23 protein-coding genes and 2 pseudogenes are annotated in these 25,315 nt (G+C 67.1%); 20 read left to right on the forward strand and 5 right to left on the reverse strand.

Annotated features, from left to right (window positions below):
* Positions 1-37 precede the first annotated feature (37 nt).
* The 5 genes and pseudogenes from K0H49_RS15465 to K0H49_RS31015 all read left to right on the forward strand — a co-directional run.
* The gene (locus K0H49_RS15465) at positions 38-772 is read left to right on the forward strand and encodes an SDR family oxidoreductase (RefSeq protein ID WP_219214171.1); all 735 of its coding nucleotides are present in this window, start codon (positions 38-40) and stop codon (positions 770-772) included.
* 19 nt (positions 773-791) lie between these two features.
* Positions 792-1,640 carry a fumarylacetoacetate hydrolase family protein gene (locus tag K0H49_RS15470; protein ID WP_219214173.1) on the forward strand — a complete coding sequence of 283 codons (849 nt, stop codon included), beginning with the start codon at positions 792-794 and terminating at the stop codon, positions 1,638-1,640.
* Between the two features lie 7 nt (positions 1,641-1,647).
* Positions 1,648-3,192 (forward strand): UxaA family hydrolase, encoded by a 1,545-nt coding sequence (locus K0H49_RS15475; protein WP_219214175.1) that lies wholly within the window; start codon positions 1,648-1,650, stop codon positions 3,190-3,192.
* A 423-nt stretch (positions 3,193-3,615) separates the two neighbouring features.
* The gene (locus tag K0H49_RS15480; RefSeq protein WP_219214177.1) at positions 3,616-5,154 is read left to right on the forward strand and encodes an IS3 family transposase; all 1,539 of its coding nucleotides are present in this window, start codon (positions 3,616-3,618) and stop codon (positions 5,152-5,154) included.
* A gap of 180 nt (positions 5,155-5,334) precedes the next feature.
* Positions 5,335-5,495: pseudogene (locus K0H49_RS31015) on the forward strand (IS3 family transposase); the annotation flags it as partial.
* Between the two features lie 32 nt (positions 5,496-5,527).
* Here K0H49_RS31015 and K0H49_RS15485 read toward each other — a convergent pair.
* Positions 5,528-6,130: a MarR family winged helix-turn-helix transcriptional regulator gene (locus K0H49_RS15485; protein WP_374122365.1), complete on the reverse strand. Its 603-nt coding sequence runs from the start codon at positions 6,128-6,130 to the stop codon at positions 5,528-5,530.
* 167 nt (positions 6,131-6,297) lie between these two features.
* Here K0H49_RS15485 and K0H49_RS15490 point away from each other — a divergent pair, with 167 nt between their 5' ends.
* The 15 genes from K0H49_RS15490 (at position 6,298) to K0H49_RS15560 (ending at position 20,647) form a co-directional block, all read left to right on the forward strand.
* Positions 6,298-7,512 carry an ABC transporter substrate-binding protein gene (locus tag K0H49_RS15490; protein WP_257624949.1) on the forward strand — a complete coding sequence of 405 codons (1,215 nt, stop codon included), beginning with the start codon at positions 6,298-6,300 and terminating at the stop codon, positions 7,510-7,512.
* A 29-nt stretch (positions 7,513-7,541) separates the two neighbouring features.
* Entirely contained in the window at positions 7,542-8,411 is an 870-nt protein-coding gene (locus K0H49_RS15495) for a branched-chain amino acid ABC transporter permease (RefSeq protein WP_219214183.1), read from the forward strand.
* Between the two features lie 4 nt (positions 8,412-8,415).
* Complete coding sequence (locus tag K0H49_RS15500; RefSeq protein WP_219214184.1) at positions 8,416-9,396, forward strand: branched-chain amino acid ABC transporter permease; 981 nt, start codon at positions 8,416-8,418, stop codon at positions 9,394-9,396.
* Positions 9,393-10,172 (forward strand): ABC transporter ATP-binding protein, encoded by a 780-nt coding sequence (locus tag K0H49_RS15505; protein WP_219214186.1) that lies wholly within the window; start codon positions 9,393-9,395, stop codon positions 10,170-10,172. The genes K0H49_RS15500 and K0H49_RS15505 overlap by 4 nt, the downstream gene beginning before the upstream one ends.
* Positions 10,165-10,860 carry an ABC transporter ATP-binding protein gene (locus K0H49_RS15510; RefSeq protein WP_219214189.1) on the forward strand — a complete coding sequence of 232 codons (696 nt, stop codon included), beginning with the start codon at positions 10,165-10,167 and terminating at the stop codon, positions 10,858-10,860. Before K0H49_RS15505 ends, K0H49_RS15510 begins: the two co-directional genes overlap by 8 nt.
* Positions 10,861-10,886: 26 nt before the next feature.
* Positions 10,887-11,642, forward strand: coding sequence for an SDR family NAD(P)-dependent oxidoreductase (locus K0H49_RS15515; RefSeq protein WP_219214192.1), 756 nt, complete (start codon positions 10,887-10,889; stop codon positions 11,640-11,642).
* 71 nt (positions 11,643-11,713) lie between these two features.
* Positions 11,714-12,178, forward strand: coding sequence for a bacteriohemerythrin (locus K0H49_RS15520; protein ID WP_219214194.1), 465 nt, complete (start codon positions 11,714-11,716; stop codon positions 12,176-12,178).
* A gap of 53 nt (positions 12,179-12,231) precedes the next feature.
* On the forward strand, positions 12,232-13,218 hold the full coding sequence (locus tag K0H49_RS15525; RefSeq protein ID WP_219214198.1) for a PDR/VanB family oxidoreductase: 987 nt from the start codon (positions 12,232-12,234) through the stop codon (positions 13,216-13,218).
* Positions 13,219-13,228: 10 nt separating this feature from the next.
* Entirely contained in the window at positions 13,229-14,542 is a 1,314-nt protein-coding gene (locus K0H49_RS15530) for a Rieske 2Fe-2S domain-containing protein (protein ID WP_219214201.1), read from the forward strand.
* Positions 14,543-14,557: 15 nt separating this feature from the next.
* Positions 14,558-15,826, forward strand: a complete 1,269-nt coding sequence (locus K0H49_RS15535; protein WP_219214204.1) for a Rieske 2Fe-2S domain-containing protein — start codon at positions 14,558-14,560, stop codon at positions 15,824-15,826.
* The gene (locus tag K0H49_RS15540; RefSeq protein WP_219214207.1) at positions 15,823-16,656 is read left to right on the forward strand and encodes an SDR family NAD(P)-dependent oxidoreductase; all 834 of its coding nucleotides are present in this window, start codon (positions 15,823-15,825) and stop codon (positions 16,654-16,656) included. Before K0H49_RS15535 ends, K0H49_RS15540 begins: the two co-directional genes overlap by 4 nt.
* Positions 16,653-17,816 carry an alpha-hydroxy acid oxidase gene (locus tag K0H49_RS15545; RefSeq protein WP_257624899.1) on the forward strand — a complete coding sequence of 388 codons (1,164 nt, stop codon included), beginning with the start codon at positions 16,653-16,655 and terminating at the stop codon, positions 17,814-17,816. Before K0H49_RS15540 ends, K0H49_RS15545 begins: the two co-directional genes overlap by 4 nt.
* On the forward strand, positions 17,813-18,805 hold the full coding sequence (locus tag K0H49_RS15550) for a 2-hydroxyacid dehydrogenase (protein ID WP_219214209.1): 993 nt from the start codon (positions 17,813-17,815) through the stop codon (positions 18,803-18,805). Before K0H49_RS15545 ends, K0H49_RS15550 begins: the two co-directional genes overlap by 4 nt.
* Entirely contained in the window at positions 18,802-19,692 is an 891-nt protein-coding gene (locus K0H49_RS15555; RefSeq protein WP_219214212.1) for a TIM barrel protein, read from the forward strand. The genes K0H49_RS15550 and K0H49_RS15555 overlap by 4 nt, the downstream gene beginning before the upstream one ends.
* A gap of 16 nt (positions 19,693-19,708) precedes the next feature.
* The gene (locus tag K0H49_RS15560; protein WP_219214216.1) at positions 19,709-20,647 is read left to right on the forward strand and encodes an alpha/beta hydrolase; all 939 of its coding nucleotides are present in this window, start codon (positions 19,709-19,711) and stop codon (positions 20,645-20,647) included.
* 120 nt (positions 20,648-20,767) lie between these two features.
* Here the strand turns inward: K0H49_RS15560 and K0H49_RS15565 are convergent, their stop codons facing one another.
* The 4 genes and pseudogenes from K0H49_RS15565 to K0H49_RS15580 form a co-directional block, all read right to left on the reverse strand.
* Positions 20,768-21,544 (reverse strand): enoyl-CoA hydratase/isomerase family protein, encoded by a 777-nt coding sequence (locus tag K0H49_RS15565; RefSeq protein WP_219214219.1) that lies wholly within the window; start codon positions 21,542-21,544, stop codon positions 20,768-20,770.
* Between the two features lie 65 nt (positions 21,545-21,609).
* Positions 21,610-22,737, reverse strand: coding sequence for a CaiB/BaiF CoA transferase family protein (locus tag K0H49_RS15570; RefSeq protein WP_219214221.1), 1,128 nt, complete (start codon positions 22,735-22,737; stop codon positions 21,610-21,612).
* 67 nt (positions 22,738-22,804) lie between these two features.
* Complete coding sequence (locus K0H49_RS15575) at positions 22,805-24,940, reverse strand: acetate--CoA ligase family protein (protein WP_219214224.1); 2,136 nt, start codon at positions 24,938-24,940, stop codon at positions 22,805-22,807.
* Between the two features lie 65 nt (positions 24,941-25,005).
* Positions 25,006-25,206 (reverse strand): annotated as a pseudogene (locus K0H49_RS15580) (acyl-CoA dehydrogenase family protein); the annotation flags it as partial.
* Between the last annotated feature and the right edge of the window lie 109 nt (positions 25,207-25,315).

A 25,315-nucleotide genomic window follows, 5' to 3' on the forward strand; every position in this document is an offset into this window, starting at 1 on the left:
ATCACGAACCCGCCCTGCGGCGGAACAGGAGAGATCCATGAGACTCAAGAACAAGATCGCGGTGGTCACGGCCGCCGGCCAAGGTATCGGCAAGGCGGCCGCGCTGGCGATGGCTCGCGAAGGAGCGCAAGTCTGGGCCACCGATGTCAACGCAGACTTGCTGGCCGGTGTTGCGGATGTCCCAAACGTCAAGACGGCGGCGCTGGACGTGCTCGACAAGGCGGCCATCACGCGCTTCTTCTCGGGGCTGGGGTGCGTCGATGTACTGTTCAACTGCGCGGGCTGCGTGCACGGCGGAACCCTCCTCGAGGCGACGGACCGCGACTGGCAGTTCGCCTACGATCTTAATGTGCGCTCGCAGTTCTGGACGATCCAGGCCGCGCTCCCGAGCATGCTCGCGGCCCGCAGTGGCAGCATCATCAACATGGCGAGCGTCGCCGGCAGCAGCAAGGGGCTGCCGAACCGGTTCATCTATGGCACCACCAAGGCCGCTGTCGTCGGGCTGACGAAGGCAGTGGCCGCTGATTTCGTCAAAGAGGGCATCCGCTGCAATTCCATTTCCCCTGGGACCGTCGATACGCCGTCCTTGCAGGAGCGAATCAATTCGCAGGAGGATCCGGAAGCCGCTCGCCGAATGTTCGTTGCGCGGCAGCCCATGGGTCGGTTGGCGCAAGCGCATGAGATCGCGCCTGTCGTCGTCTTCCTGGCCAGCGACGAAGCCGCCTTCGTGACCGGCCAGAACTACGCCATCGATGGCGGGATGACCATCTGAAAAAGCAAAAGGAAAAATCATGAAACTGGCCCGTATCGGTGCCCCTGGCCGCGAGATTCCTGTGCTCGTGGATGCGCAAGGCGCTTTCCGAGATCTCCGCCGTGTGGTCGATGACATCACGCCTGCCACCCTTACCGACGAGACGCTAGCCCGGCTTAGTGCGGTCGATCTCTCCAGTCTGCCCGTGATCGAGGGCGAGCAGCGCTACGGGGCACCCGTCGCGGGTGTTGGCAAGTTCATTGCGATTGGCTTGAACTATTCGGACCATGCGGCCGAAGCCAACATGCCGATCCCGAAGGAGCCGATCGTTTTTTCGAAAGCAACCACCTGCATCCAGGGGCCGAACGATCCGGTCATGCTGCCGCGCGACTCGCGCAAGACCGATTGGGAAGTGGAACTGGGCGTGGTCATCGGCCGCCGTGCGCGCTACGTCGAAATCGACGAGGCCCTGGACTACGTGGCCGGCTACTGCACCATCAACGACGTGAGCGAGCGCGAGTACCAACTCGAGCGCGGTTCGCAATGGGACAAGGGCAAGGGCTGCGACACCTTCGGCCCGATCGGACCCTGGCTGGTCACGCGGGACGAGGTACCGGATCCACAAAATCTGTCGATGTGGCTGGAGGTGAATGGCCAGCGCGAACAGACGGGCAACACAAAGACGATGATCTTCAGCGTGGCCGAGATCGTGAGCCATCTGAGCCAGTTCATGACGTTGCTGCCGGGGGACGTGATCACGACCGGCACGCCCCCGGGCGTCGGCATGGCCAAAAGCCCGCCGCAATTCCTTCAGACGGGCGACAGGATCACGCTGTCGATCGAAGGCCTCGGCGACCAGTCGCAAACCGTCGTCGCGTTCGAGCGCTAGTCCCGCCATGACCACCGATTCGATGACCGGCGTGCAGCCACTGTTGCAGCTTCACCCGAGCGACCACGTGGGGGTCGCCCGTGCCGAGTTGGCGGCGGGCACGGCGACTTTTTTTTCCACCAGCGACAAGATCATCGTGGCCGAGAAGATTCCGGCAGGCCACAAGGTGGCGCTGCGCGTGATCGACAAGGGCGAGGCGGTGCGCAAGTACGGGCAGATCATCGGCGTTGCAACCCAGGCGATTCAGGTGGGCGAGCACGTCCATGTTCACAACCTTGACATCGATTCGCTCGGGCTTGCCCACACGGTGGGGACTGGCTACGTGCCGACGGCGCGGGTCGAATCGCCTGCGACGTTCCAAGGCTATGTGCGAAGCGACGGGCGCGTGGGGACGCGGAACTACGTGGGCGTCATTTCGAGTGTAAATTGCTCGGCCACGGTGACCAAGGTCATCGCCGATTCGTTCTCAGTCACGGTGCGCTCGGCGTATCCGGGCGTCGATGGGGTGGTGGCCATCACGCATGGCAGCGGCTGCGGCATGAGCGGAACCGGTGAGGGCATCGACGTGCTGCGCCGCACTCTGCGCGGCTACGCCAGCCACCCGAATTTCGCCGCAGTGCTGGTGATTGGCCTGGGTTGCGAAGTCAACCAGATCGGTTCCTTGGTCGAAGGCCTGAGCGACGCCCAGTCTGGACGCGTGGTGGCGATAACCATCCAGCAGGCGGGCGGGACGCGGGAAGCCGTCGCGCAGGGACAGCAGATCGTGCATGAGATGTTGGATATGGCCAACCGCGCTCGCCGCAGCACGGTGCCGGCGCAGCACCTCACGGTGGGGCTGCAATGCGGCGGCTCCGACGGCTACTCCGGCATCAGCGCCAATCCCGCGCTGGGTGTGGCGGTGGATCTTCTGGTGCGCCATGGAGGCACAGCCATCCTGTCGGAAACGCCGGAAATCTATGGGGCCGAACATCTGTTGACGGCCCGAGCCGCCAACCCGGCGGTGGCCGAGCGCCTGCTCGATCGCCTGCGCTGGTGGGAGGACTACGCTGGACGCAACGGCGGCGACCTGAACAACAACCCGTCGCCTGGCAACAAGGCTGGCGGCATCACCACCATTCTGGAAAAATCGCTGGGCGCCGTCGCCAAGGGCGGAGGCAGCGGCCTGATGGATGTCGTCGGCTATGCGGAGTCGGTCCACACGAACGGGTTGGTCTTCATGGACACGCCAGGCTATGACCCTGTTTCTGCCACGGGGCAGGTGGCCGGTGGCGCCAATTTGATCTGCTTCACAACCGGCCGTGGATCGACCTACGGTTGCAAACCGACTCCGTCGCTCAAGTTAGCCACGAACACCGCGATGTTTGAACGCATGAGCCTCGACATGGATTTCAACGCGGGCCAGATCGTCGACGGCACGCTGACCGTGGCCGAGGCCGGTGAGCGCATCTTCCAGTTGATGCTGGCCACGGCATCCGGCCAGCAGAGCCTGAGCGAACAGCATGGACTGGGCGACAACGAGTTCGTGCCCTGGCAGTTGGGTGCCGTGATGTGAAAGGCAGCGCGTTTGAGCGGAGATGCCCACCGCAGCGTGCGGCAGCCCACACACCGAGCGCTGATCGCGTGGTTCAGGGACTTCCACGCCGCGGGGTCAAACGAGAAGTGGCTCACCGACATCACCGAGTTCCAGATCCCGGCTCGACCAACTCGCAGCGCGGTTCGTGCAGCTTATTGCAAGCTGTACGGTATGGAGGCCGTGACCAAGGACTGGACGCCCGTGCGTCGGCTGCGGCTACGTGCGCGCTACAGCTCCGCGATCGTGCGTGAGATCGGGCTACTGCTGCTCCCGCATCGACACGCCGTTGCGCCGTCGAGCCTGCTGTGCGAAGCGCTGCACTACCTGCATGGGTGTCCGCGCCGAAGTAGAACTGAGCCACCGGGGATGCGGCCAAAAACTTGGACTACCTGAAAGTAGTTCATGTATTCCTACGAAGATCGAATCCGAGCGGTCGAGCTCTACATCCAACTCGGCAAGCGAGTCGCCGAGACCATTCACCAGTTGGGTTACCCAACAGAGAACGCTCTCAAGAGCTGGCACCGGGCGTATGAGCAGGGCTCGGACATACCGCGCGGCTATGCGCGCAAAAAGCCCAAATACTCACCGGCGCAGCAGACGCTGGCCATCGAGCATTACCTCGCGCACGGGCGCTGCATTGCGGCAACCACCAAGACGCTCGGCTATCCGTCGCGTGACTCTCTGCGTTCCTGGATTCAGGCGGTGCATCCTCAGTTGTGCTCGCCAGGCATGCCCCGACCTGACACGTCACCACGCCCGCCCCAGCTGAAGCAAGCTGCAGTCATCGCCCTGTGCACCCGACAAGAAAGCGCACAGGCGGTCGCGCAAAGACTGGGCGTTTGCAGGCCGACGCTGTACAACTGGAAGAACCAGCTACTCGGCCCCGAGACACCCGCATCCATGACAAGCAAGCTCGAACCGCCCCAGCCAGATGAGCGCGAAGAACTGCAGCAACAGATCGACGCACTCCAACGCGACTTGCACCGCCTGCAGCTGGAGAACGACCTCCTGAACAAGGCGAATGAACTCATAAAAAAAGATGGGGGCATCAACCTGCAAAGCCTGAGAAATCGGGAAAAGACACAGCTGGTTGATGCCCTGAAACAGACGTACCCCTTGCTCGAGCTACTCGAAACGCTGGGCCTGGCAAGAAGCTCGTACTTTTATCACCGCGCCCGGGCGCAAGTCGCAGACAAGTACGCCCAAGTGCGCGGCACCATGGCGGACATCTTCGAGCGCAATCACCGCTGCTATGGCTATCGCCGCATGCGGGCGTCACTGGGCAGCCAGTGCACGCGCATTTGCGAGAAGGTGGTGTTGCGCTTGATGAAGCAGGAGGGGCTGACCGCCGCCAGACCCAAGCGGCGCCGATATGGCTCCTACCTGGGAGAAATCAGCCCGGCGCCAGAAAATCTCCTCAACCGCGACTTCAAGGCCGCGGCCCCGAATGAGAAATGGCTCACCGACATCTCGGAGTTCCATATCCCGGCCGGCAAGGTTTACCTGTCACCCATGATCGATTGCTTCGATGACCAGGTCATCAGCTGGTCGATCGGCACGCGTCCGGACGCAGAGCTCGTGAACACGATGCTCGATGCAGCCATCCAGACGATTCCTGGCAGCAGCGATCGGCCTGTTGTGCATTCGGATCGCGGCGGTCACTACCGCTGGCCTGGATGGCTATCTCGCATTGCTGATGCCAAGCTGGTTCGCTCGATGTCGCGCAAAGGCTGTTCGCCCGACAATGCGGCCTGCGAAGGCTTCTTCGGTCGATTGAAGACCGAATGGTTCTATCCTGGCAACTGGCAATCAACGACCGTTGAACAGTTCACCCAGGCCCTGGACTCTTACATCCACTGGTACAACGAGAAGCGAATCAAGATGTTCTTGGGCGTGCGCAGCCCTCTTGACTACCGACGAAGCTTGGGGCTCATGGCATAAACAGTCCAAGTTTTTAGCCGCATCCCCACTGGCTCAGTTTCCGGTCGGCGCCAACACAGCTTCACCGCTTCCCGCTTGAATTCGTCCGTAAACGTTCTCCTCGTCCTTGGCATGTCTGCCTCCCAAACGCATCATGTCATTCGATGTGTCCGGGAAACCGGGGGAGGCCCACACTGCGTGGATTGGCTCATGCGCGAGCCGGTCTTGCGCGCAAGGCCACCACGCCGACGCTACCGCAGGACCGTGGTGCTCGAAGCGCTATCGCCGACACCATGCTGAGCTGGCAATTCTCGGCTAATGCATGCAATCAGAAGTGGGTGGACGACTTCACGTACATCTGGATTGGGGGGAGGGCCCCATCTCCGTCTCCAAATCACGTCTCGGTACTTTCCAAGGCGGAAAGCACTCGAAGCACAAATGCCGATCCTTGCTTGCGCTCTTCCGGGCTGAGCTGTGCCATCGCCGGCGCGAGCACCGAGTGATTCGCCAGGTGCTCGATGGCGTGCTCGACCACCTGCAGGCCCTTCTTCGTCAGGTGCACCAGAAACCCGCCGCTGTGGCTGGGGTCCGGAAGGCGCTCGACGTAGGCCATCTCGACCAGGCGATCGACCTTCTTCGTGATCGCACCGGAGGTGACGAGCAGGGTGCGGAAAAGATCTGTCGGCCGCTTGACATAGGGCGGGCCGCTGCGGCGCAGCGCGAGCATCAGCCGCATGTCGCCGCCGTTGATGCCGAACTTCGCCTGGCAATGCCGGTCGTAGGCGCGATCGACCAGGGTGCCGAGCCGCATGAAGTAGATCGCGAGCAGGAAGTTTTCCAGGTCGACCTCGCCTCTCTCGTGCTGCCACTGGAGGGTGATCAGTTCACTGAGGCTCGGCGACCGGCGCTGTGCCCTGTCCGCGCGCGGCGGTGCCTGGTTGGCGCGCGAGGCCGGGCGGCGGGGGGAGGGCTGATTGTTTTCGGTGTGATCTTCCACAGAAGGCATCCTCGCTTCACTTTTCACCATCTTAACGGCTGCCCAGCCTCATGGAATCAGGTTGTTTCTTGTTGTGAGACGCATGGGTTTTCCCTGAATGCCATGCGCTGCTTTGCGTATATCTTCCATGGAAGACGAATGGGTGCATGTGCTTTGCGGATGTGCCGATGCGTTCACCCCACGACAAAGAGAGACAAACCATGAAACTGCCTTTCACTCGTCTGCTGACGAGATTCGGCGTCGCCTTCGCATTCGCGTCGTCGGCCGCCGCCTTTGCGCAAGACACCGTGAAGATCGGCTTTGTCGGTCCGTACACCGGCCCTTTCGCCGTCGCGGGGCAATCGTTCAGGCAAGGCATCGAGGCCTATGTGGCGCTCCACGGTGACAGCGTCGGGGGCAAGAAGGTGCAGGTCGTCTACCGCGACAGCGCCGGCGCAGACCCGACACTGGCCAAGCGCCTGGCCGAGGAATTGGTCGTCAAGGACAAGGTGGCGATGTTGGGCGGCTTCTATCTGAGTCCCGAGGTGGCAGCCACCGCGCCGGTGGCGAACGCTGCCAAGGTCCCGCTCTTCATCGTCAATGCGTCGACCCCGGCGTTGATGAAGATGTCGCCGTACTTCGTGCGCATGGGCCAGGCGATCAACCAGCCGGCTGAACTCGCCGCGGTCTATGCGCGCCAGTCCGGCAAGTCCCGCGGCTTCGTGGCGGTCGGGGACTATGGGCCGGGCCACATTGTGGAACAGACCTTCAGCGCCAAATTCGCAGCCGAGGGAGGGCAGATGGTGGGCAGCGTGCGCGTGCCGCTCAACACCGCCGACTTCGCCCCCTTTGCCGAACGCATTGCGAACGCCCATCCGGATGTCCTGCAGGTGTTCCTGCCGCCCGGCGCATCCTCGGTCGGCTTCAGCAAGGCACTGGCGGCCCGCGGCCTGACCCAGAAGGTCATGATCATCGGCCAGGGCGAGGCCGAGGACAGCGATCTCCCGCTGTTCGACGAATCCATCTTCGGCTTCAAGTCGATCATCTACATCGACGCCAATGCGACGAACCCCGAGAACACGGCGTTCGCCGGCTGGCTGCTCAAGAACGTGGGGGCCTCCGCGCGGACCAACTCGTTCAGCATCGGTGCCTTCGATGCCATGCACCTGGCCTACAAGATGATCGGCGACCAGGCCGGCAAGCCTTTCGACGGACAGGCCGCGATGAAGTCGCTGCCCGGCTACACGTGGAAGAGCCCGCGCGGTCAGGTGACCATCGACCCTGCGTCGCGTGAACTGGTGCAGAACTTCTATCTGCGCGAGGTCGTGAAGACCGAGGACGGCGGCAAGCGCAACAAGGTGATCAAGACCTGGGCCCAGGTGAAGCCCACCGTGCTGCCCTGAGGCGGGCGGCAGCCGTCGAAGGATCCATCGTGTCCTCCCTTGCATTCATCCTGCTCTATGGCCTGTCCTATGGCCTCATCCTGTGCCTCATCGCGCTGGGTCTCGTCGTCACGATGGGCCTGATGCGCGTCATCAACCTGGCGCACGGTGCGTTCTCCGCCATCGGCGGCTACCTCGCCATCGGCCTCATGCAGCAATGGGGCTGGCCGTATGCGGTGGCCGTGCCCGCCGCCGTGCTGTCTGTGGCCGCACTGGGCGTGCTGGCTGAGCGAACGCTCTACGTCCATCTGTATCGGCGCAGCGATCTCGACCAGGTGCTGGTGACCGTCGGCGTCAACTTCGTGGTGATTGCACTGCTCACCATGCTGTTCGGCCCGAACATCGTCCAGATCGAACTGCCGGCCTACCTCAAGGGCAACTTCGATCTCGGCATCCGCGAGTTCGAGCGTTACCGGCTGGTGGCGGGTGCGATCTGCGCGGTGGTCATCGGTGCGCTGTGGTGGGTGTTCGAGCGCACCAGTGCCGGGGCCCGCCTGCGTGCCGCGGTGGACAACCGGGGCATGGCACAGGCCACGGGCATGAATGTGCCGGTGCTGTTCTCCGCGACTTTCGCGCTGGGCTGTGGGCTCGCCGCGCTCGGCGGCGTGCTGGCGGCGCCGATCCTGCCGATCGAGCCCATGTGGCCGCTCAAGTACCTGGTGCTGGTGCTGGTGATCGTCGCGCTCGCCGGCCATGGGCAGGTGACCGCCTCGGTCCTCGTGGCGATGCTCGTCGGTCTGGTCGAGACGGCGGGGCGCTACCTGTTCCCGCAGTTCGGGGCGTTCTTCATCTACCTCTTGCTCATCGGCCTGATGGTGTGGCGGCCAGACGGTCTGCTGCTGCGCCGCCGGGCGGCCTGAAACCATGACTTCACTTCCTCGCGATTCCATCCTCGCCCGGCACCACTGGCATGTGGGCGAACTGGCCTGGCTCGCCGCGGCTGGCGCCTGCTACTTCATCTTTCCCGAGTACCTCGCGCTGGGCACCTCGGTGCTGGTCATGGTGCTGCTCGTCCTGTCGTACGACCTGCTGCTCGGCTTCGCGGGCGTGCTGTCGCTCGGCCATGCCGTGTTCTTCGGACTGGGCGCGTTCGTGGCGGGCTGGCTGGCGCTGGCCGGCTGGACCGAGCCGCTCAGCGTGGTGCTCGCCGGTGGACTCGCCGCTGCCGTGCTGGCTGCCTTGCTGGGGCCCTTCGTGTTGCGCCTGTCGGGGCTGCCGCTGATGATGGTGACACTCGCCTTCGGTGTGCTGGTCTTCGAGGCTGCGCACAAGGCCACCGGTCTGACGGGCGGCGACGACGGCCTCTCGGGCATCCAGTTCGCACCGATCTTTGGCGTGTTCGACTGGGGTTTGGGCGGGGCGACAAGCTACCTCTACGTGCTCGCCTGGGTGGTGGTGCTCTTCCTGGTGTTGAAGCGCGTCGTCTCGTCGCCCTTCGGCGTGATGTTGCAGGGCATCCGCGAGAACCCGGCACGCATGCGGGTGATCGGCAATCGTGTGGTGCCGCACCTCACGCTGGCCTATGTGCTGAGCGGGGCCGTTGCCGGCATCGCCGGTGCGCTGTTCACGCAGGCCAACGCTTTCGTCGGACTCGGCGTGTTCGCGCTGGACACCTCGGTCGACGTGCTGGTCATGCTGGTGCTGGGCGGCATCGGCGGACTCTACGGCGCCTTCGTCGGCGTGCCGGTGTACATGCTGCTCAAGCACTTCTCGTCGCAGTGGAATCCCTATTCCTGGATGCTGCTGATCGGCGTGCTGTTGATCGCGGTGGTGCTGCAGGGGCGCGGCGGCCTGATCGCGATCCTGCAGATCGCCGCTCGCAGAACGTTTGGGAGCAAGACATGACGGTCGCGCTCGAGGCCAGCGGCCTGTCCAAGCATTTCGGCGCGCTGCATGTCACGCAGGGCGTCAGCCTGTCGCTCGCGAGCGGCGCCCGCACCGCGCTGATCGGGCCCAACGGTGCAGGCAAGACCACGCTGGTCAATCTGCTCACGGGCGTGCTCAAGCCCGACGCGGGCACGCTGCGCCTGTTCGGCGAGGAGGTCACGCAGGCCTCGGCAGCCGTGCGCACGCGCAAGGGGCTGGTGCGCACATTCCAGATCTCCAGCCTGTTCGCGCAGCTGACCGTTTTCGAGAACGTGTACATCGCCGTGGCGCAGGCTGCGGGGCGGGGCTTCCGCTTCTGGCACGCGGCGGGGCGCCAGCGCGACCTGCTGGAACGCACGGAGCGGCTGGTGCTGCAACTGCAACTGCAATCGGACATGCATCGCCGGACTGCCGAGATCGCCTATGGCCGCCAGCGCCTGGTCGAGATCGCGATTGCGTTGGCACTCGAGCCCAGGGTGCTGCTGCTCGACGAACCGGCGGCCGGCATCCCGAGCAACGAACTCGCGCTGCTGCACGATGCGATCGGAAGCCTGCCCGCCGAGATCGCGGTGCTCATGATCGAACACGACATGGAGATGGTGCGGCGCTTTGCCTCGCAGGTTGCGGTGCTCGTCAACGGCGCCCTGCTGATGTGCGGAAAGCCGCAAGAGGTGATGTCGCACCCCGAGGTGCAGTCGGTCTATCTCGGAACGGCAGGAAAGAAACGATTCGATGGAGCATTGGCCCATGCTTGAGACACGAAAACTCAGTGGCGGCTGGGGCCCCACGCTGGTGGTGGAAGACCTGAGCCTCCGGATCGACAGCGGCGAGACGCTCGCCGTCGTGGGGCGCAACGGCGTGGGCAAGAGCACGCTGCTCGAGTTGATCGTCGGCCGCGCGCGCCGCCGCAGCGGAGGCATTCTGCTCGGCCACGCCGACGTCGGAGATCTGGCGATCCATCAGCGCGCACGCGCGGGCCTGGCCTATGTCCCGCAGGGCCGCGAAGTGTTCCCGAGCCTGACCGTGGCCGAGCACCTCCAGATCGCCGCCCGGCCCGGGGACTGGACGCAGCAGCGTGTGCTGGACCTTTTTCCCCGGCTGGGCGAGCGGCTCGCGAGCCACGGCAACCAGCTTTCGGGCGGCGAGCAGCAGATGCTGGCCATCGCACGCGCGCTGCTCGGAAATCCGCGCGTGCTGCTGATGGACGAGCCTTTCGAAGGCCTGGCGCCCATCATCGTGGAGCATCTCGTGGGCAGCATCCGCAAGGTGGTGCAGCGCAGTGCGCTGGCCCTGCTGATCGTCGAGCAGCGTGTGGACATCGCGCTCGAGCTCTCGCACCGCTGCCTGGTGATGGACCGGGGGCGCGTGGTGTTCGAGGGCGCGTCGAACGAGCTGGCACGCGACGAGCGCCGCGTTGCCGCGCTGATGGGACTGGGGCACTGACGATGAAGAACACAGAGGAACGACCCATGAGATTCACTGACAAGGTGGCGATCGTCAGCGGCGCACAGACCGGCATCGGGCTGGCCATCGCGCAAAGGCTGGCAAGCGAGGGCGCTGCCGTCGTGCTGGCCGATATCGCGGATGCAGGCGCGCAGGCGCGTGCTCTTCAGGAGGCCGGCGCACGCGCGCTCGCCCTGACGGCCGACGTGGCGGACGAGGCGTCGGTGCAGGGGCTGGTCGAGCGCACGGTGGCCGAGTTCGGCCGCGTCGACATCCTGGTGAACAACGCCGCCATCGCCTCGCGCATCCAGTTGCGTCCCTTCGAGGAGATCCCCGTGGCCGAATGGCGCCGTATGCAGGACGTGAATGCGATGGGACCCTTCCTGCTCGCGCGGGCGGTGTCGCCGCACATGCGCGCACGACAGTCCGGCCGCATCGTCAACATCACCTCGGGCACGGCCTTCAAGGGGGCGCCGTTCATGCTGGACTACGTGGCGAGCAAGGGCGCGCTGATGACGATGACGCGGGCTCTCGCACGCGAGTTGGGGCCGAGTTTCATCACCGTCAACGCGGTGTCGCCCGGCTATACGTTGAGCGAGGGCAACCTGGCCAACGAGGCATTTCTCGCGCGCTATCGCGCCTCCGCCATCGCCACGCGGGCCCTGCCCCGCGACGGCTGGCCAGAAGACATCGTCGGTGCCGTGGCGTTCCTCGCGAGCGACGACGCCGCGTTCATCTCCGGGCAGATCCTGGCCGTGGACGGCGGGTCCGTCTATCACTGACAAGGAGCGCAAACCATGCCGAGCACCTGTTGCAATGAGCGAGGCGCGGCCGCGCGCCGGAGGACGCTCCCATGAACGCCACCCGGAATACAACGCCTGCGGAAATCTTCGACTGGCGGGACGACTACGCGTTGGGGCACGCCGCCATGGACGAGACCCATCGGGAATTCGTCGCCTGTGTGGACGCGCTGCTTCGGGCCGAGGACGCGGCCCTGGCCCTGGCGCTCGCGGCCTTCGAGGTCCATGCGCGTCGTCATTTCGCCGAGGAGGATCTGGCGATGCAGCAGAGCGCCTACGGCTCCGCCGGCTGCCACATCGACGAGCACGCGGCCATCCTCCGGTCGCTGGACGAGGTCAACGCCTCCTTGCAGCAAGGGCATGTCCATGTGGTGCGCGCATTCGGCCAGGCCCTTGCGGACTGGTTTCCCGAGCATGCGCGCGTGATGGACATGGGACTGGCCCGCTGGTTGACCCAGCGCCGGCTGGGCGGCTCGCCCGTGCTGATCTGTCCGCGCGCGCTCGTCGCGGCAGCGTGAGTTCGCTTTTTTTTAACCAGTGATCTTCCATGGAAGATAAAAAAGGGGCCGTGATGGGCACGCTTTTGAAAGTCCGTGTGGCGCGCCGCGAGATGCTGGCCGAAGGCATCGCGGGCTACGAACTGGCCGCCGTCGATGGCGCGGCACTGCCTGATTTCATGGCCGGTGCGCACATCGACGTGCACCTGCCCGGTGGCCTGGTGCGGCAGTACTCGCTCTGCGAACTGCCCGGAACGCAGGGGCGCTATCGCATTGGCGTCCTGCGTGATCCGCAATCGCGCGGCGGATCGGCACGCCTGATCGACGCGGTGCGCGAGGGTGATGAACTCGCCATCGGCGCGCCGCGCAATCACTTCGCCTTGCAAGGCGGGACGCAGCGGTCGCTGCTGTTCGCGGGCGGCATCGGCGTGACGCCGATCCTGTGCATGGCGCAGCAGCTCGCACGCGAGGGGCGCCCCTTCGAGATGCACTACTGCGGTCGATCGCTCAGTCGCATGGCCTTCGTCGACACGTTGCGCGGCAGCGGCTACTCGGACCAGGTCCGGATCCATGTCGACGAAGGGCCCCCGGCGCAGCGCTTCGATGCACGCACCGCGATCGGCGCGGCCGCGGAGGACAGCCACCTCTACGTCTGCGGGCCGACCGGCTTCATGGACCATGTGCTCGAGACGGCGCGCTCGCTGGGTTGGCCCGAGGAGCGCCTGCACCGCGAGTACTTCGCCGCCGCGCCGGTGGACCATGCCGGGGACGACGCCTTCGAGCTGGAGCTGCTCGGCACGGGCCAGGTGGTGCCCGTACGGGCGGAGCAGAGCGCCGCACAGGCCCTGCTCGATGCCGGCTTCCCGCTCTCGCTTTCATGCGAGCAGGGGGTTTGCGGCACCTGCATCACCAGGGTGGCGCAGGGCGTGCCCGACCACCGCGATCTCTATCTCACCGAAGAAGAACACCTGCGGAACGACGCCTTCATGCCCTGTTGTTCGCGCGCGAGAACGCCACGTCTCGTGATCGATCTCCAGCCGGTGAATCCCTCTTGCAACTGAAAGGACCACGATGCTCAATCGACAAGACAACGAGACGATGTGCCGCACCGGCCCAGGCACCGCCATGGGCGATGCGATGCGCCGCTTCTGGATGCCGGTCGCCCAGGTGTCGGAGCTGCCCGGCGCCGGCGGCGAGCCCCGTGTGCTCCAGCTGCTGGGCGAACGCTTCATCGCCTGGCGCGACGACCAGGGGCGAGCGGGCCTCTTCGCCGAACATTGCCTGCACCGGGGGGCCTCGATGCAGCTCGCGCGCGCGGAGGGCGATGGGCTGCGCTGTATCTATCACGGCTGGAAGTTCGCGGTCGACGGCGCGGTGCTCGAAACGCCCAACGTGGCCGATCCGCGCTTCAAGCAACGCATCAAGGGGCGGACCTATCCGGTGCGCGAAGCCGGCGGACTGCTGTGGGCCTACCTCGGGCCCCGGGAGCACGAGCCGGCCTTCCCCGCCTGGCCCTTCATGGCCTGCGATGACGCCCACCGGGTCAATGCCGTGGCCGTCATGAACTGCAATTTCGTTCAGGTGATGGAGGGCCTGGTGGACTCGTCGCACCTCACCGTGCTGCATGCCTCGGGCCTGGCGAAGACCAACGGCGTCGAGCTCGACTTCGCGAAGAAGACGACCCACATGCAGTTCGATGCCGCACCGGCCATCGAGGCCGACGAGACCGACTTCGGCTTCCACTATGTGGCGATGCGCCCCAACGGCGAAGGCCGCATGGCGCGGGTGGCCTCCTTCATCGCGCCGTGCTTCATCGCCAACCCGAACGGCGACCTCTGGTTCGCCGTGGTGCCGGTCGACGACGAGCGCTGCAACTTCTTTCATGTCTGGTGGAACGCCGAGAAGGCGATCGGCGAGGAGCCGATGCGAACCCAGCAGCTGGCCTTCGTCGGCCTCGACGACCCGACGCTGGCCAAGTACGGCATGACCGCCGCCACCTGCGACACCGAGGCCGCGATGTCGTGGCGCAACGGCTACCGGCAGGACCGCGCCCTGCAGCGCGCGGGCCACTTCACCGGCTTCGACAGCTTCACGCAGGAGGACGCGGCCTGCGGTGTCTCGGCCGGCGGGCTGCGCGACCGGTCGCAGGAGATGCTGTCGACCGCCGACGTGGCCATCTCCCGGCTCTACCGCAGCCTGCTGGCCTGTGCCCGGGGCATTCGCGAGGGGCATGCGATCCCTGCACTGGGCCTCGAGGTCGGTCATGTGGTCGGCATCTCCGCCGAGATCGGCGCCGCGCAGGACTGGCGAAGCCTGGTGCCCCAACACAAGATCGTTTCCAGCAAGGCTGGCGCCGTGGCGTCGGCAGCTCTTCATTCCAACTGAGTACAGGAGTCTGAAATGTTGAACCGCGAAGACAATGCCCTTCTCTGTGAAGTCGGCCCCGGAACGCCGATGGGCCGCATGATGCGCCGCTACTGGCATCCGGTGTGCACCTCGGCGCAGCTTGCCGGTGCCGATGCGCCGCCGCTGCGCGTGAAGCTGCTCGGCGAGAACTACGTCGCGTTCCGGGACAGCCACGGCGATGTCGGCGTGCTGGAGGAACTGTGCATGCACCGGGGCGCCTCGCTGGCCCTCGGCCGGGTCGAGGACGGCGGGCTGCGCTGCCTGTACCACGGCTGGAAGTTCGATGTGCGCGGCGCCGTGCTGGAGACGCCGAACCAGTCCGACCCCAAGTACCGCGCCAGGATGAAGGCACCTGCGTTCCCCGTGCGCGAGGAAGGGGGCCTGGTCTGGGCCTACGTGGGCCCGAAGGAACTGCAGCCCGAGTTCTCGCGCTATGCATTCATGGAGGCCGAGCCGGCCCATAGGGTCGTGCTGCGGGTGAACGTCGCCTGCAACTACCTGCAGCTCGTGGAAGGCGGCGAGGACTCGTCGCATGTCGGCGTGCTGCACACCAACATGGCGCGTCCGGGATGGAAGGAGAACGACTTTCTGCCCAATGCCGACGTCGTGAACCCCGCGGCGCTGGCGTCCAACGATCTGGACCCGGCACTCAAGATGGAGGAGACCGCCTTTGGCTTCCAGTACGTCGCCCTGCGCAAGATCGACAAGGTCGGGGTGAAGAACGCCCGGGTCGTGCCCTTCATCGTGCCCTATGGCCGCGTCATCCCGGCGCCGGCGTTCCTCTTCACCGTGCTCGAGGTGCCGGAGGACGACACCCACACGAGCACCTACATCATCGTCCACGGCCATGCACCGGTGTCCGAGGACAAGATCGTCGAGCTCCTCGGACTGGACGACACGCGCTACTACGATCGCAAGACCTGTGCGTTCACGGCCAGCTGGGCCGATGCGTTCGGGCAGAGCCGCGAGCGCATGAAGGACAGCTGGACCGGCCTGCGCGGCGTCGAGGTCGAGGACGCCGCCATCGCCCTGTCGCAGGGCCCGCTCTACGACCGTTCGAAGGAACACCTGGTGCCGGCCGACCAGGCGGTCATGCGCGTGCGCCGTGTGCTGCTCGATTCCGTGCGGCGCGTGATGGACGACAAGCCGCCGATCGGCGTGGGGGTCGACCTGCGCGGCGTCGGTGCCTGTGATGCTCAACTGGAGGACGGCGCGTCCTGGCAGGACCTGGTGCCGACGCATCGGGAAGTGGCTGCCGCATGAGTGCGGCCGCGACTTCCGGTGCGCGCGGCACGCCCGACTATCTGTCGCTGCTGCGGCTCGACGGCCGCGGCTTCGTCGTGCTCGGCGCGGGGCAGGGCATCGGCGAACAGGTGGTCCACGCCTTGGCGCAGGCCGGCGCCCGGGTGCTGTGCGTGGACCGCGACGAGGCGCTGGCGCGCGAGATTGCACAGGCCACCGGCGGCCTGCCGTGCGCAGCCGACGTGACCTCGCGGGCGGACATGCAGCGGGTGTTCGATCGCGCCCGCCAGGCCTTCGGACGCGTTCACGGCGTGGTCGACATCATCGGCGTGGCCGGCATCCGGCCGCTGGCCGAGGTGGACGACGCGTCGTGGGCGCAGCAGTTCGACATCGTGCTGCGCCACGCCTACCTGGCGATCCAGATCGGTGGCGAGACGATGGCGGCCGACGGGGGCGGCAGCATCGCCTTCGTCGGATCGATGTCGGGCGAGCGCGCCGTGCCGAACCAGACCGCCTATGCCGTCTCCAAGGCGGCGCTGCACCATCTGGTGCGCTGTGCCGGGGCCGAGTACGCCGCGCGCGGCGTGCGCATCAACGCCGTCGCGCCGGGCTATGTGCGCACGCCGCGGCTCAACCATCGTCTCGGGGAGGAGGCATGGACCGCGATCGGCAAGGTCATCCCGATCGGTCGACCCGCGACGCCCGCCGAGATCGCCGGCCCGCTGCTGTTCCTGGCCTCCGATCTCAGCGCGCACATGACCGGCGAGGTGATGGCCGTGGATGGCGGCGCGGGCGTGATGGCGGCGTTTCCGGACGTCAGGTTCGGCCCCGCGACCGGTGCCACGCCTTGAACCTGCGCGACGCCCATTCCATCGAAGACCTGCGGGCCATGGCCAGGCGCCGTCTGCCCCGCGGCGTCTTCGATTTCTTCGACGGCGGCGCCGACGACGAACTGACGTTGCGCGCGAACCGTGCGGGCTTCGAGCACATCCGGCTGCGTCCTCGCGTGCTGGTGGACGTGCACGCGCCGGACCTGAACACGCGCATCGTCGGTGCTGACGCCGCGGCGCCCATCGTCATCGCACCCACCGGGGCGATCGGTGCCGGATGGCCGCAGGCGGACGTCGCCATCGCCCGGGTGGCGGCGCGCCTGGGCCTGCCGTACACGCTGTCCACCACCGCGACCTCCTCGATCGAGGAGGTCGCGACGCGCGCGGGCGGCCGGCTGTGGTTCCAGCTCTATGTGCTGCGCGACAGGACCTTCTGCGACACGCTGATGCAACGTGCCGCCGCGGCCGGCTATGAAGGGCTGGTGGTCACGCTGGACCTGGCGACCGGCGGAAAGAGGGAGCGCGACCTGCGCAACGGTTTCACCGTGCCGCTGCGCCCTCATTGGCGCACGCTGTGCGACTTCGCGTCGCACCCCGGATGGTGCTGGCAGATGCTGCGCCACGGGCCGCCGCGCTTCGAGAATCTGGTCGGCTTCGAGGGCAGCGCGGACCCGCGCGCCTCCGTCGCGGCCAAGGTCGGCCAAGCGCTGGACGCGGCCTTCGATTGGGCGGACCTGCAGCGCCTGCGTGAAAGATGGCGGCGCAAGTTAATCGTGAAAGGGGTCACCCGTTGCGAGGACGCGGATCGGCTGGCCGGCCTTGGCGTGGACGGCATCTGGGTTTCGAACCACGGCGGACGGCAGCTGGATGGCGCCATCGCCACGGCCGATGCCTTGCCGGACGTCGTCCGCGCGGTTCGCGGGCGCGTGCCGGTGCTGATCGACTCCGGCGTGCGCCGCGGTGTGGACGTCGTGCGGGCGCTGGCGCTGGGTGCGCAGGCCGTGGCCGTGGGCCGCGCGACCCTGTACGGCGCGGCTGCCGCCGGAGAGGCCGGGGCGGAGCGTGCGCTGCAGATCCTGTTCGACGAACTCAAGCGCGCCATGCAGCTGTGCGGGACGCCCAGCGTGCGCGACATCGACGACGGGTTGCTGCAGGCCGACCGCGGGAGGGCCATGCCATGAAACGACCCCGGCTGCTGCTCACGCGGGCCTTGCCCGAGCTCGTTCTGCTGGAGGCCGAGCGGCGGTTCGAGCTCCGGCTCTGGCCCGAGGACGCGCCGATCGCCGCGGCCTTCGACCGCTGGGCCAGGGATTGCGACGCGGTGCTGGTGATGGCAACGGATCGCCTGGACCGGGGGCGCCTGCGCGCGCTGGCGGGGAAGGTCCGGGCGGTCGCGACCTGTTCGGTGGGCCACGACCACATCGACCTGGCCGCTGCGACCGACTACGGCCTGCCGGTCTTCCACACACCCGATGTGCTGAGCGATGCCGTGGCCGAGACCGCGATGCTGCTCATCCTGGCGGCGGCGCGCGACGCCACTGCCGCCGAAGCGGTGCTGCGCGGCGGCCGCTGGGGACCCTGGTCGCCCACGCGCTTCCTCGGCCGCCAGCTCCCAGGACGCACCTTGGGCATCTTCGGCATGGGCCGCATCGGCCTGGCATTGGCCCGGCGCGCACGCGGCTTCGGCATGCAGCTGCACTATCACAATCGGTCGGCCCTGCCCGCGGGGGATGCGCAAGGCCTGCACTATCACGCCACGCTCGAATCCCTGCTGGCGGCCAGCGATGTGCTGTGCGTTTGCGCACCGTCCACGCCGCAGACGCGTGGCGTGCTGGATGCACGACGCCTGGCCTTGCTGCCCAGGGGCGCCTTGTTCGTCAACATCGCGCGCGGCGACCTGGTCGATGAGTCCGCACTGATCGAGGCTATCGAATCCGGTCAGGTCGGCGGCGCCGGGCTGGACGTCTATCGGAACGAGCCGCAGATCGATTCCCGCTTCCTGCAACTGCCGCGCACCACCTTGCTGCCGCATATCGGCAGCGCGACGATCGAAGCACGCACGGCGATGGGTATGCTGGCGCTGGAGGCCCTGACGCGGTGGCTCGTCGACGGCGTGCCGCCTGAGAATTGCCTCAATCCCTCCACCCTGCGCGAGAGGTCCGAGCGATGAGTTCGGCGCTGCGCTATGCCCCCCATCTGGGCTATCGACCGCCGTTCGAACCGCTGTTCGCGGCGACCGTGGGCTCCCACGACCCGCTGGCACACATTGCGTTCGCCGCGGACCATGGCTTTGCCGGCGCGCTCTATGCCGCGGGGTGTTCGCGCCCGCCAGCCGAGCAGCGGCGCGTCGGTGACGCACTGGCGGCGCGCGGGATGGAGGCGGGCTGCCTGCTCTACACGAGCTTCGACCAGCTGCGCAACCTGAGCTGGGCCAGCGACACCGATGATGCCCGGCGCTGGATCGCATCCGAGATGCGACAGGCCATCGATGCGGCGCGGCGCGTCGGGGCATGCCGTCTCGCGCTGCTGGGCGGCGCCGATCCGCAACGGCCGATGGCCGAGCAGCATGCCGCCTTCGCCGAGAACCTGCGGCGCGCGGCCGACAGGGCGGCGCGGGCAGGTATCACGCTGTGCCTGGAGACGCTGAGCCGCAAGAGCATCCCGCACATGCTGCTGGGCCACATGTCCGAGGCGCTCGCCCTCGTGCGCGCGGTCGATCATCCGGCGGTGCGGCTGATCTTCGACACCTCGCACGTGCAGATCATGGACGGCGACCTGCTGTCGAACCTCGAGCAGGTCTGGCCCCATGTCGAGATCGTGCAACTGGCCGACAACCCCGGCCGGCTCGAGCCGGGCACGGGCGAGATCCATTTCGAAAGCGTGTTGCGCTTCCTGGTGCAACATGGCTACGCGGGACTGGTCGAGCTCGAGCACGGCTGGCAGGTGCCGGGGCTGCCCAGCGAGCGCCGCGGGCTGGAGATGCTGCGCCGCCTCGATGCCGCCGCGCGCTCGGCTCGCCCCTCGATGCCTTGCGCACAGCACTCGGAATTCCCTTGAACCGCCAAAGGCCCCCATGACGACAATGCCGATCGATCCCGCTGCCATGGCCTCCCCGGAGGACATGGCGCTGCAAGTCCGCGCACTGGGCTCGGACTTCAATGCCGAGGTCCTGGCGGCGACCCGTGCTATCTACCGGCCACGGGTCGACCTTGCCGAGGCCGCCGTCGAAGCGGTCGACGTGGCTTACGGCCCGCATGAGCGGCACCGTCTCGATGTCTACCGCCCCGGCGGTGCATGCGAGGCGATCGTGGTGTTCGTGCACGGCGGCGGCTTTGTGGCCGGCGACAAGAACGGCGATGGCGTGTTCTACCGCAACATAGGGCGCTGGCTGGCGCGGCAGGGCATGGCCGCGGTCCTGCCCAACTACCGGTTGGCGCCGGCCGATCCGTGGCCCGCCGGCGCGCGCGATCTTCAGTCGGTGCTTCAATGGCTCGGGCGAAGCGCCGCTACCTTCGGCGCTTCGCCCGGCCAGGTGCCGCCGGTGATCCTGTGGGGCCAATCCGCGGGGGCCAGCCATGTGGCGTCCTGGCTGTTCGATGACACGGCACGAGGCGGACCCGCGATCGAGGTGGCTGGCGTCATGCTGATGAGCGGCTTCTTCTGCGTCGAGGCGCCGCTGCCGCCGGGACCGCATGCCTATTTTGGCGAGGATGCGGCGCTGTACGCCCAACGGGCGCCGATCGCACACGTGGGGCCGCTGGCGGCGCCGTTGTGGCTGGGCGTGGCCGAACTCGATCCGGGATGGATCGCGCACCAGACCTATGCGCTGGCGCAGGCCGTCACCAGAGCCAACGGGCGAAGCCCCGACGTCGCTTTTTTTCGGGGGCACAACCACGTATCGACCGTGCAGAGCATGGGTTCGCCGCAACACGACGTGGCCGCGGAGGTGCTGCGATTCATCCGTGATCTGGACGTCGTCATGGCTGGTAGGAATTGCTTGGACGGCGGATAGCTTCCGAAGAGTCTTTGAGACGCTCAACGCGCCGCGACCTGGAGCGGCCAGGCGTGTGTTTCGCCATGCCGGTCCCAGACCTGGTCCGCTTGCGCGGCGACGCCGACGCCGTAGCTGGGCTCAGCGCCCGGTGAACACGGGAGGGCGCTTCTCCGCGAATGCGCGCTGAGCTTCTTTGCTGTCTTCCGATTGGGAGATCTGCGCGGTCATGTCCTGTTCGTAGCGGTAGCCGTCGCGCAGACTCATGTCCTCGATCACGTTAAGCGTGTGCTTTGCTAGTCGTGTTGCCACCGGACTTTTCGATGCGATGCTGCGTGCGATCGCCAGCGCCTCTGGCAGCAGTTGGTCGGGGGCGGTGCAGGCTTCGATGACACCGAGCCGGTACAGCTCCTGCGCGTCCACGCGCATGCCGGTGAGCATCATGCGCCGCAGACGCGAGTGGCTGAACAGCCGCATTCCGTGCCGCCCACCGCCCATCAGTCCGACGTCGACCTCGGGCAGGCCGAAGCTGGCCTTCTCCGACGCCAGCAGGATGTCGCTCGATGCGACGAGCGCGAGCCCGGCACCGAGGGCCGCGCCGTTGACCGCGCAGACCACCGGTTTCGCGCATTCGCGCACCGCGTGGAAGCACTCGCGCGTGCGGCGCAGGTGGCGGGTCAGATCGCCCACACCCTGCGTCATCGAGGCGCGTGCCTTGAGATCGGCGCCGGCGCAGAAGACATGCCCCGCGCCCGTCAGCACCACGGCCCGGACCTCGGGCATCTCGGAGATGCGGTCCAGCGCCAGCGTCAGTTCATCGTTCAGCGTGCGCGAGAGCGCGTTGACCGGCGGGGCGTCCAGCGTGAGGGTGGCGACGAAGTCCTGCAGTTCGAAACGAAGTTGTGTGAGATCTTGCAATGGGTGTTCCTCGAGGTGATGGGGTGTCTGATGTGCGGGCCCCTGCGGGGGCGCGGCGTGTTCGGTCAGATGGCGCCTTGCCGGCCCAGTGCTTCGATCTCCTCGGACGTCAGGCCGAGTTCGCGCAGCACGTCCTGCGTGTGCGCGCCGACCTTCGACACCGTGCGGGCCTCGCCCGGCGTGCGGCTCAGCCGCGGCGTGGGTGCGGGATGGACGACGCCGCCGGTGCGGACGAAAGACTTGCGCTCCACGAACTGAGGGTGGCGGGTGGCTTCCTCGAAGTCGAGCACTGGCGCGACGCAGGCATCGCTGCCTTCCAGGAGCCGGCACCATTCGTCCCGCGTCCTGTGCAACAGGATCGCTGCGAGCTTGTCCCTGAGCGCAGGCCAGGCCTCGGGCTCGAGTTGCCGGTGGAAGTCGGGGTCGGCGATGCCTGATAGCTGCAGCAGCTGCCGATAGAACTGCGGCTCGATGGCACCCACGGACAGATATTTGCCGTCCGCGCAGGCGTAGGTGCCGTAGAAGTGGGCGCCGCCGTCCAGCACGTTGGACTGGCGTTGGTCCACCCATTGGCCGGTGGCGCGCCGGCCGTGGTAGCCCGTGGCGAGCATCGAGGCGCCTTCGCAGATGGCCGCATCGATGACCTGGCCCTTGCCGCTGCGCTCGCGCTCCCAGAGCGCGGACATCACGCCGAAGGCCATCATCATCGCGCCGCCGCCGAGGTCGCCGAAGACATGCAGGGGCGGCGTCGGCGGGCGGTCCCGGTAGCCCATGGCGTGCAGGGCGCCGGTGATCGCGATGTAGTTCAGGTCGTGCCCGGCCGCCTGCGACAGCGGGCCGGTCTGGCCCCAGCCGGTCATGCGGCCGTAGACCAGCCGGGCATTGCGCTGCATGCATTCGGTCGGCCCGAGCCCGAGCCGCTCCATGACGCCGGGCCTGAAGCCTTCGAGCAGCACGTCGGCCTGCGCTACCAGCCGCAGGACGACGTCGGTCGCCTCGGGTGTCTTGAGGTCCAGGCAGATCGAGCGGCGTCCGCGGTCGACGATGGACTCGCCGGCACCCGTACCGGCGGCCGACTTGCGGTCGATGCGGATCACCTCGGCGCCCATGTCCGACAGCATCATGGTGCAGAAGGGCACGGGGCCGATGGCCGCCATTTCAAGGATGCGCAGGTTGCTCAGGGGGCCGGCCATGGTGTGTCTTTTTCTCGATGGTGGGTTGTCTGGCTTGATCGAAGGGGACGGGCGGATCGGGTGGCCGTCATAGGGCCGTGGCCTCAATGCTGCCCGCGCGGAAGCCGAGCAGCGCATCGAGCACGCGAACGCCCTGGCCCTCCGCACCCACCCACACCGGATTGAATTCGAGTTCGTCGAGCGTCTCAGCGTGCTGCAGCACGAAGTCCGAGATCTGGCATAGCAGCTCTTCGAGCGCGGCCAGGTCGGCGGCGGGCTGGCCGCGCACGCCTCTGAGGATGTCGAACAGGCGGATCTCTCGGACCATGCGCCGGGCTTCCTCCGGCGTGAGCGGCAGCAGCCGGTGCACCACGTCCTTGAGCACCTCCACCAGCACGCCGCCGATGCCGAACGTGATCACATGGCCGTAGCTCGGGTCGCGGCGCACGCCGATCAGCACCTCGGGCCGGCCCGCGGGCGCCATCTGCTCGACCAGCACGCCGTCGAGCTGTGCCTGAGGCGCCTTGCTGCCCGCGGACGCCCAGATGTCCCGGTAGGCCTGTGCGGCCTGCTCCGCCGAGGCGATGCCGAGCCGGACGCCGCCGACTTCGGTCTTGTGGAGGATCTGGGCGCTGACGATCTTCATGGCCACGGGACAGCCAATCACGTCCGCAAAGCGTTCGGCCTCCTCAGCCGAGTGGGCCAGCCGGCGCAGCGGCACCGGGAAGCCCTCGGACTGCAGCAGCTGCTTGGCAGAGGCCTCGCTTAGCATGGTGGTGAGGGAGGGGGGCGCGGGTTCGGCATCGGCATGTGTGGATGCGCAGGCCTGCGGGCGCTGCGGCTCGGACGCCTGCCGCATGAAGCACTTCGCCAGCGTGTCGATCGCTGCGGTCGTGGACGCGAAAGGCAGCAGGCCGCGTTCTTCCAGGATCGTGAACCCAGGGCCCAGGCGCCGGCTCAGCCAGGCCGGGATGATCAGCTTGTCGGTGCGGGAGGCTGCATCGGCAACGGCCTGTGCCATATCCGCCGTGGTCTGTCCGTAGTCCATGGGAATGGGGAACAGCACCGCGCCGACGCCAGGGTCCATGCAGACGATGTCCAGGCACCGAGCGAGCACCTCGGGGGTGCGCAGCACGTCCGCGGTCAGGTCCACCGGGTTGCCCAGAGTGGCGAAGCTGGGCAGCTCCGCGCGCAGCGCATCGAGGGTGGCCGGCCGGAACATGGCCATGGGCACCTGCGCCACGCCCGCGGCATCGGCCGCGAGTGCCGCGGCCCCGCCCGAGAAGCTCAGGATGCACAGGCCCGCGCCGGGTGCCGGTGCCGGACGGCTCAGCATGCTGGCGGCGGCGACCAGCTGGTCGAGGTCGTCGACCTCGATCGCGCCGAACTGCCGGAAGACCGCGCTGTTGATGGCCGCGGAGCCGGAGACCGAGGCGGTGTGGGATTGCGCCGCCTGGACGCCGGCCTGCGACCGGCCGACCTTGAGCACCACCACCGGCTTCTTGTGGCGCTGCGCCAGCGCGAGCGCCGCCACCAGCCGGCGGCCGTCCTTGATGCCCTCCATGAGCAGCGCGATCACGCGGGTGCGTGGGTCCTGCGCGAGGTAGGCGATGAAGTCAGCCGCCTGCAGGTCCGTTTCGTTTCCCGAGGAAAACCAGAGCCCCACGCCTTCGCCATGGCTCAGCCCCTGCAGCAGATTCCGGCCCAAGCCTCCGCCCTGCGTCACCAGCCCGATCGAGCCGCTGTGCAGGTCGTCCTTGTAGGCTGGCGAGAAGCACAGGCCGAGGCGGTCGCGCACGTTGACCAGTCCCGGGCAGTTGGGGCCGTAGACCCGCAGGCCGCTGGTGCGGCACAGGTCGGCGATGTCCTCTTCCAGCCGCGCGCCTTCCTCACCCACCTCGGCGAAGCCCGAGCTCAGCACGATTGCGAACGGAATCCTGCGGGCCGCGCATTGCTGCAGCGTCGACAGCACGTGCCGGGCGCTCACGATCACGACGGCGACGTCGATGACCGTGTCGGGGAGCGCTTCGACGGAAGGCCAGCACGGCAGTTCGTCGATCTGCGCGCAGGCCGGATTGACGGGGAAGACGCTGCCTGCGAGTCTGGAGTGGCGAACCAGGTTGTCGAACAGCTGGCGGCCGGGGCTACCCTGGCGGCTGGAGGCGCCCACCAGCGCGATGTTGCGGGGTTCAACCAGCAGGGACAGATCGGGAAAGGATGTCATGGGAATGCGTTGCGGAAGGAGCGTGGGGTGCAAGGGAGTTCGCGAGCGGGCGGGGGGGCAGGGCGTCAGAGCGAGCGCGCGATGATTTCCTTCATGATTTCGTTGGTGCCTGCGTAGATGCGGTTGGGGCGTGCGTCGGCATAGGCGCGCGCGATGGGGTAGTCGCGGATGTAGCCATAGCCGCCGAAGACCTGCAACAGGTCGTCGATGGCCTTGGTGGCGTCGCTGGCCCAGAGCTTCGCCATCGCCGCCTCGTCCGCGCCTAGCTGTGAAGTGTCAAGAGGTTCTTGCGAGACATCGAGAGACGCGAGACGGGGGCCACGAGATTGATGCCGTGGTGCGGGCGGTGCCAGTTGTAGAAGTGGTTCCACACAG

Source organism: Variovorax boronicumulans (assembly GCF_019352895.1).
Lineage (GTDB): Bacteria > Pseudomonadota > Gammaproteobacteria > Burkholderiales > Burkholderiaceae_C > Variovorax > Variovorax boronicumulans_A.

Coding starts and splice junctions, on each gene's coding strand:
- K0H49_RS15505 (WP_219214186.1), top strand. CDS start 9,393: ATGACGGTCGCGCTCGAGGCCAGCGGCCTGTCCAAGCATTTCGGCGCG.
- K0H49_RS15470 (WP_219214173.1), top strand. CDS start 792: ATGAAACTGGCCCGTATCGGTGCCCCTGGCCGCGAGATTCCTGTGCTC.
- K0H49_RS15530 (WP_219214201.1), top strand. CDS start 13,229: ATGCTCAATCGACAAGACAACGAGACGATGTGCCGCACCGGCCCAGGC.
- K0H49_RS15480 (WP_219214177.1), top strand. CDS start 3,616: ATGTATTCCTACGAAGATCGAATCCGAGCGGTCGAGCTCTACATCCAA.
- K0H49_RS15525 (WP_219214198.1), top strand. CDS start 12,232: ATGGGCACGCTTTTGAAAGTCCGTGTGGCGCGCCGCGAGATGCTGGCC.
- K0H49_RS15465 (WP_219214171.1), top strand. CDS start 38: ATGAGACTCAAGAACAAGATCGCGGTGGTCACGGCCGCCGGCCAAGGT.
- K0H49_RS15570 (WP_219214221.1), bottom strand. CDS start 22,737: ATGGCCGGCCCCCTGAGCAACCTGCGCATCCTTGAAATGGCGGCCATC.
- K0H49_RS15560 (WP_219214216.1), top strand. CDS start 19,709: ATGACGACAATGCCGATCGATCCCGCTGCCATGGCCTCCCCGGAGGAC.
- K0H49_RS15475 (WP_219214175.1), top strand. CDS start 1,648: ATGACCACCGATTCGATGACCGGCGTGCAGCCACTGTTGCAGCTTCAC.
- K0H49_RS15515 (WP_219214192.1), top strand. CDS start 10,887: ATGAGATTCACTGACAAGGTGGCGATCGTCAGCGGCGCACAGACCGGC.
- K0H49_RS15490 (WP_257624949.1), top strand. CDS start 6,298: ATGCGTTCACCCCACGACAAAGAGAGACAAACCATGAAACTGCCTTTC.
- K0H49_RS15575 (WP_219214224.1), bottom strand. CDS start 24,940: ATGACATCCTTTCCCGATCTGTCCCTGCTGGTTGAACCCCGCAACATC.
- K0H49_RS15535 (WP_219214204.1), top strand. CDS start 14,558: ATGTTGAACCGCGAAGACAATGCCCTTCTCTGTGAAGTCGGCCCCGGA.
- K0H49_RS15555 (WP_219214212.1), top strand. CDS start 18,802: ATGAGTTCGGCGCTGCGCTATGCCCCCCATCTGGGCTATCGACCGCCG.
- K0H49_RS15500 (WP_219214184.1), top strand. CDS start 8,416: ATGACTTCACTTCCTCGCGATTCCATCCTCGCCCGGCACCACTGGCAT.
- K0H49_RS15540 (WP_219214207.1), top strand. CDS start 15,823: ATGAGTGCGGCCGCGACTTCCGGTGCGCGCGGCACGCCCGACTATCTG.
- K0H49_RS15550 (WP_219214209.1), top strand. CDS start 17,813: ATGAAACGACCCCGGCTGCTGCTCACGCGGGCCTTGCCCGAGCTCGTT.
- K0H49_RS15510 (WP_219214189.1), top strand. CDS start 10,165: ATGCTTGAGACACGAAAACTCAGTGGCGGCTGGGGCCCCACGCTGGTG.
- K0H49_RS15520 (WP_219214194.1), top strand. CDS start 11,714: ATGAACGCCACCCGGAATACAACGCCTGCGGAAATCTTCGACTGGCGG.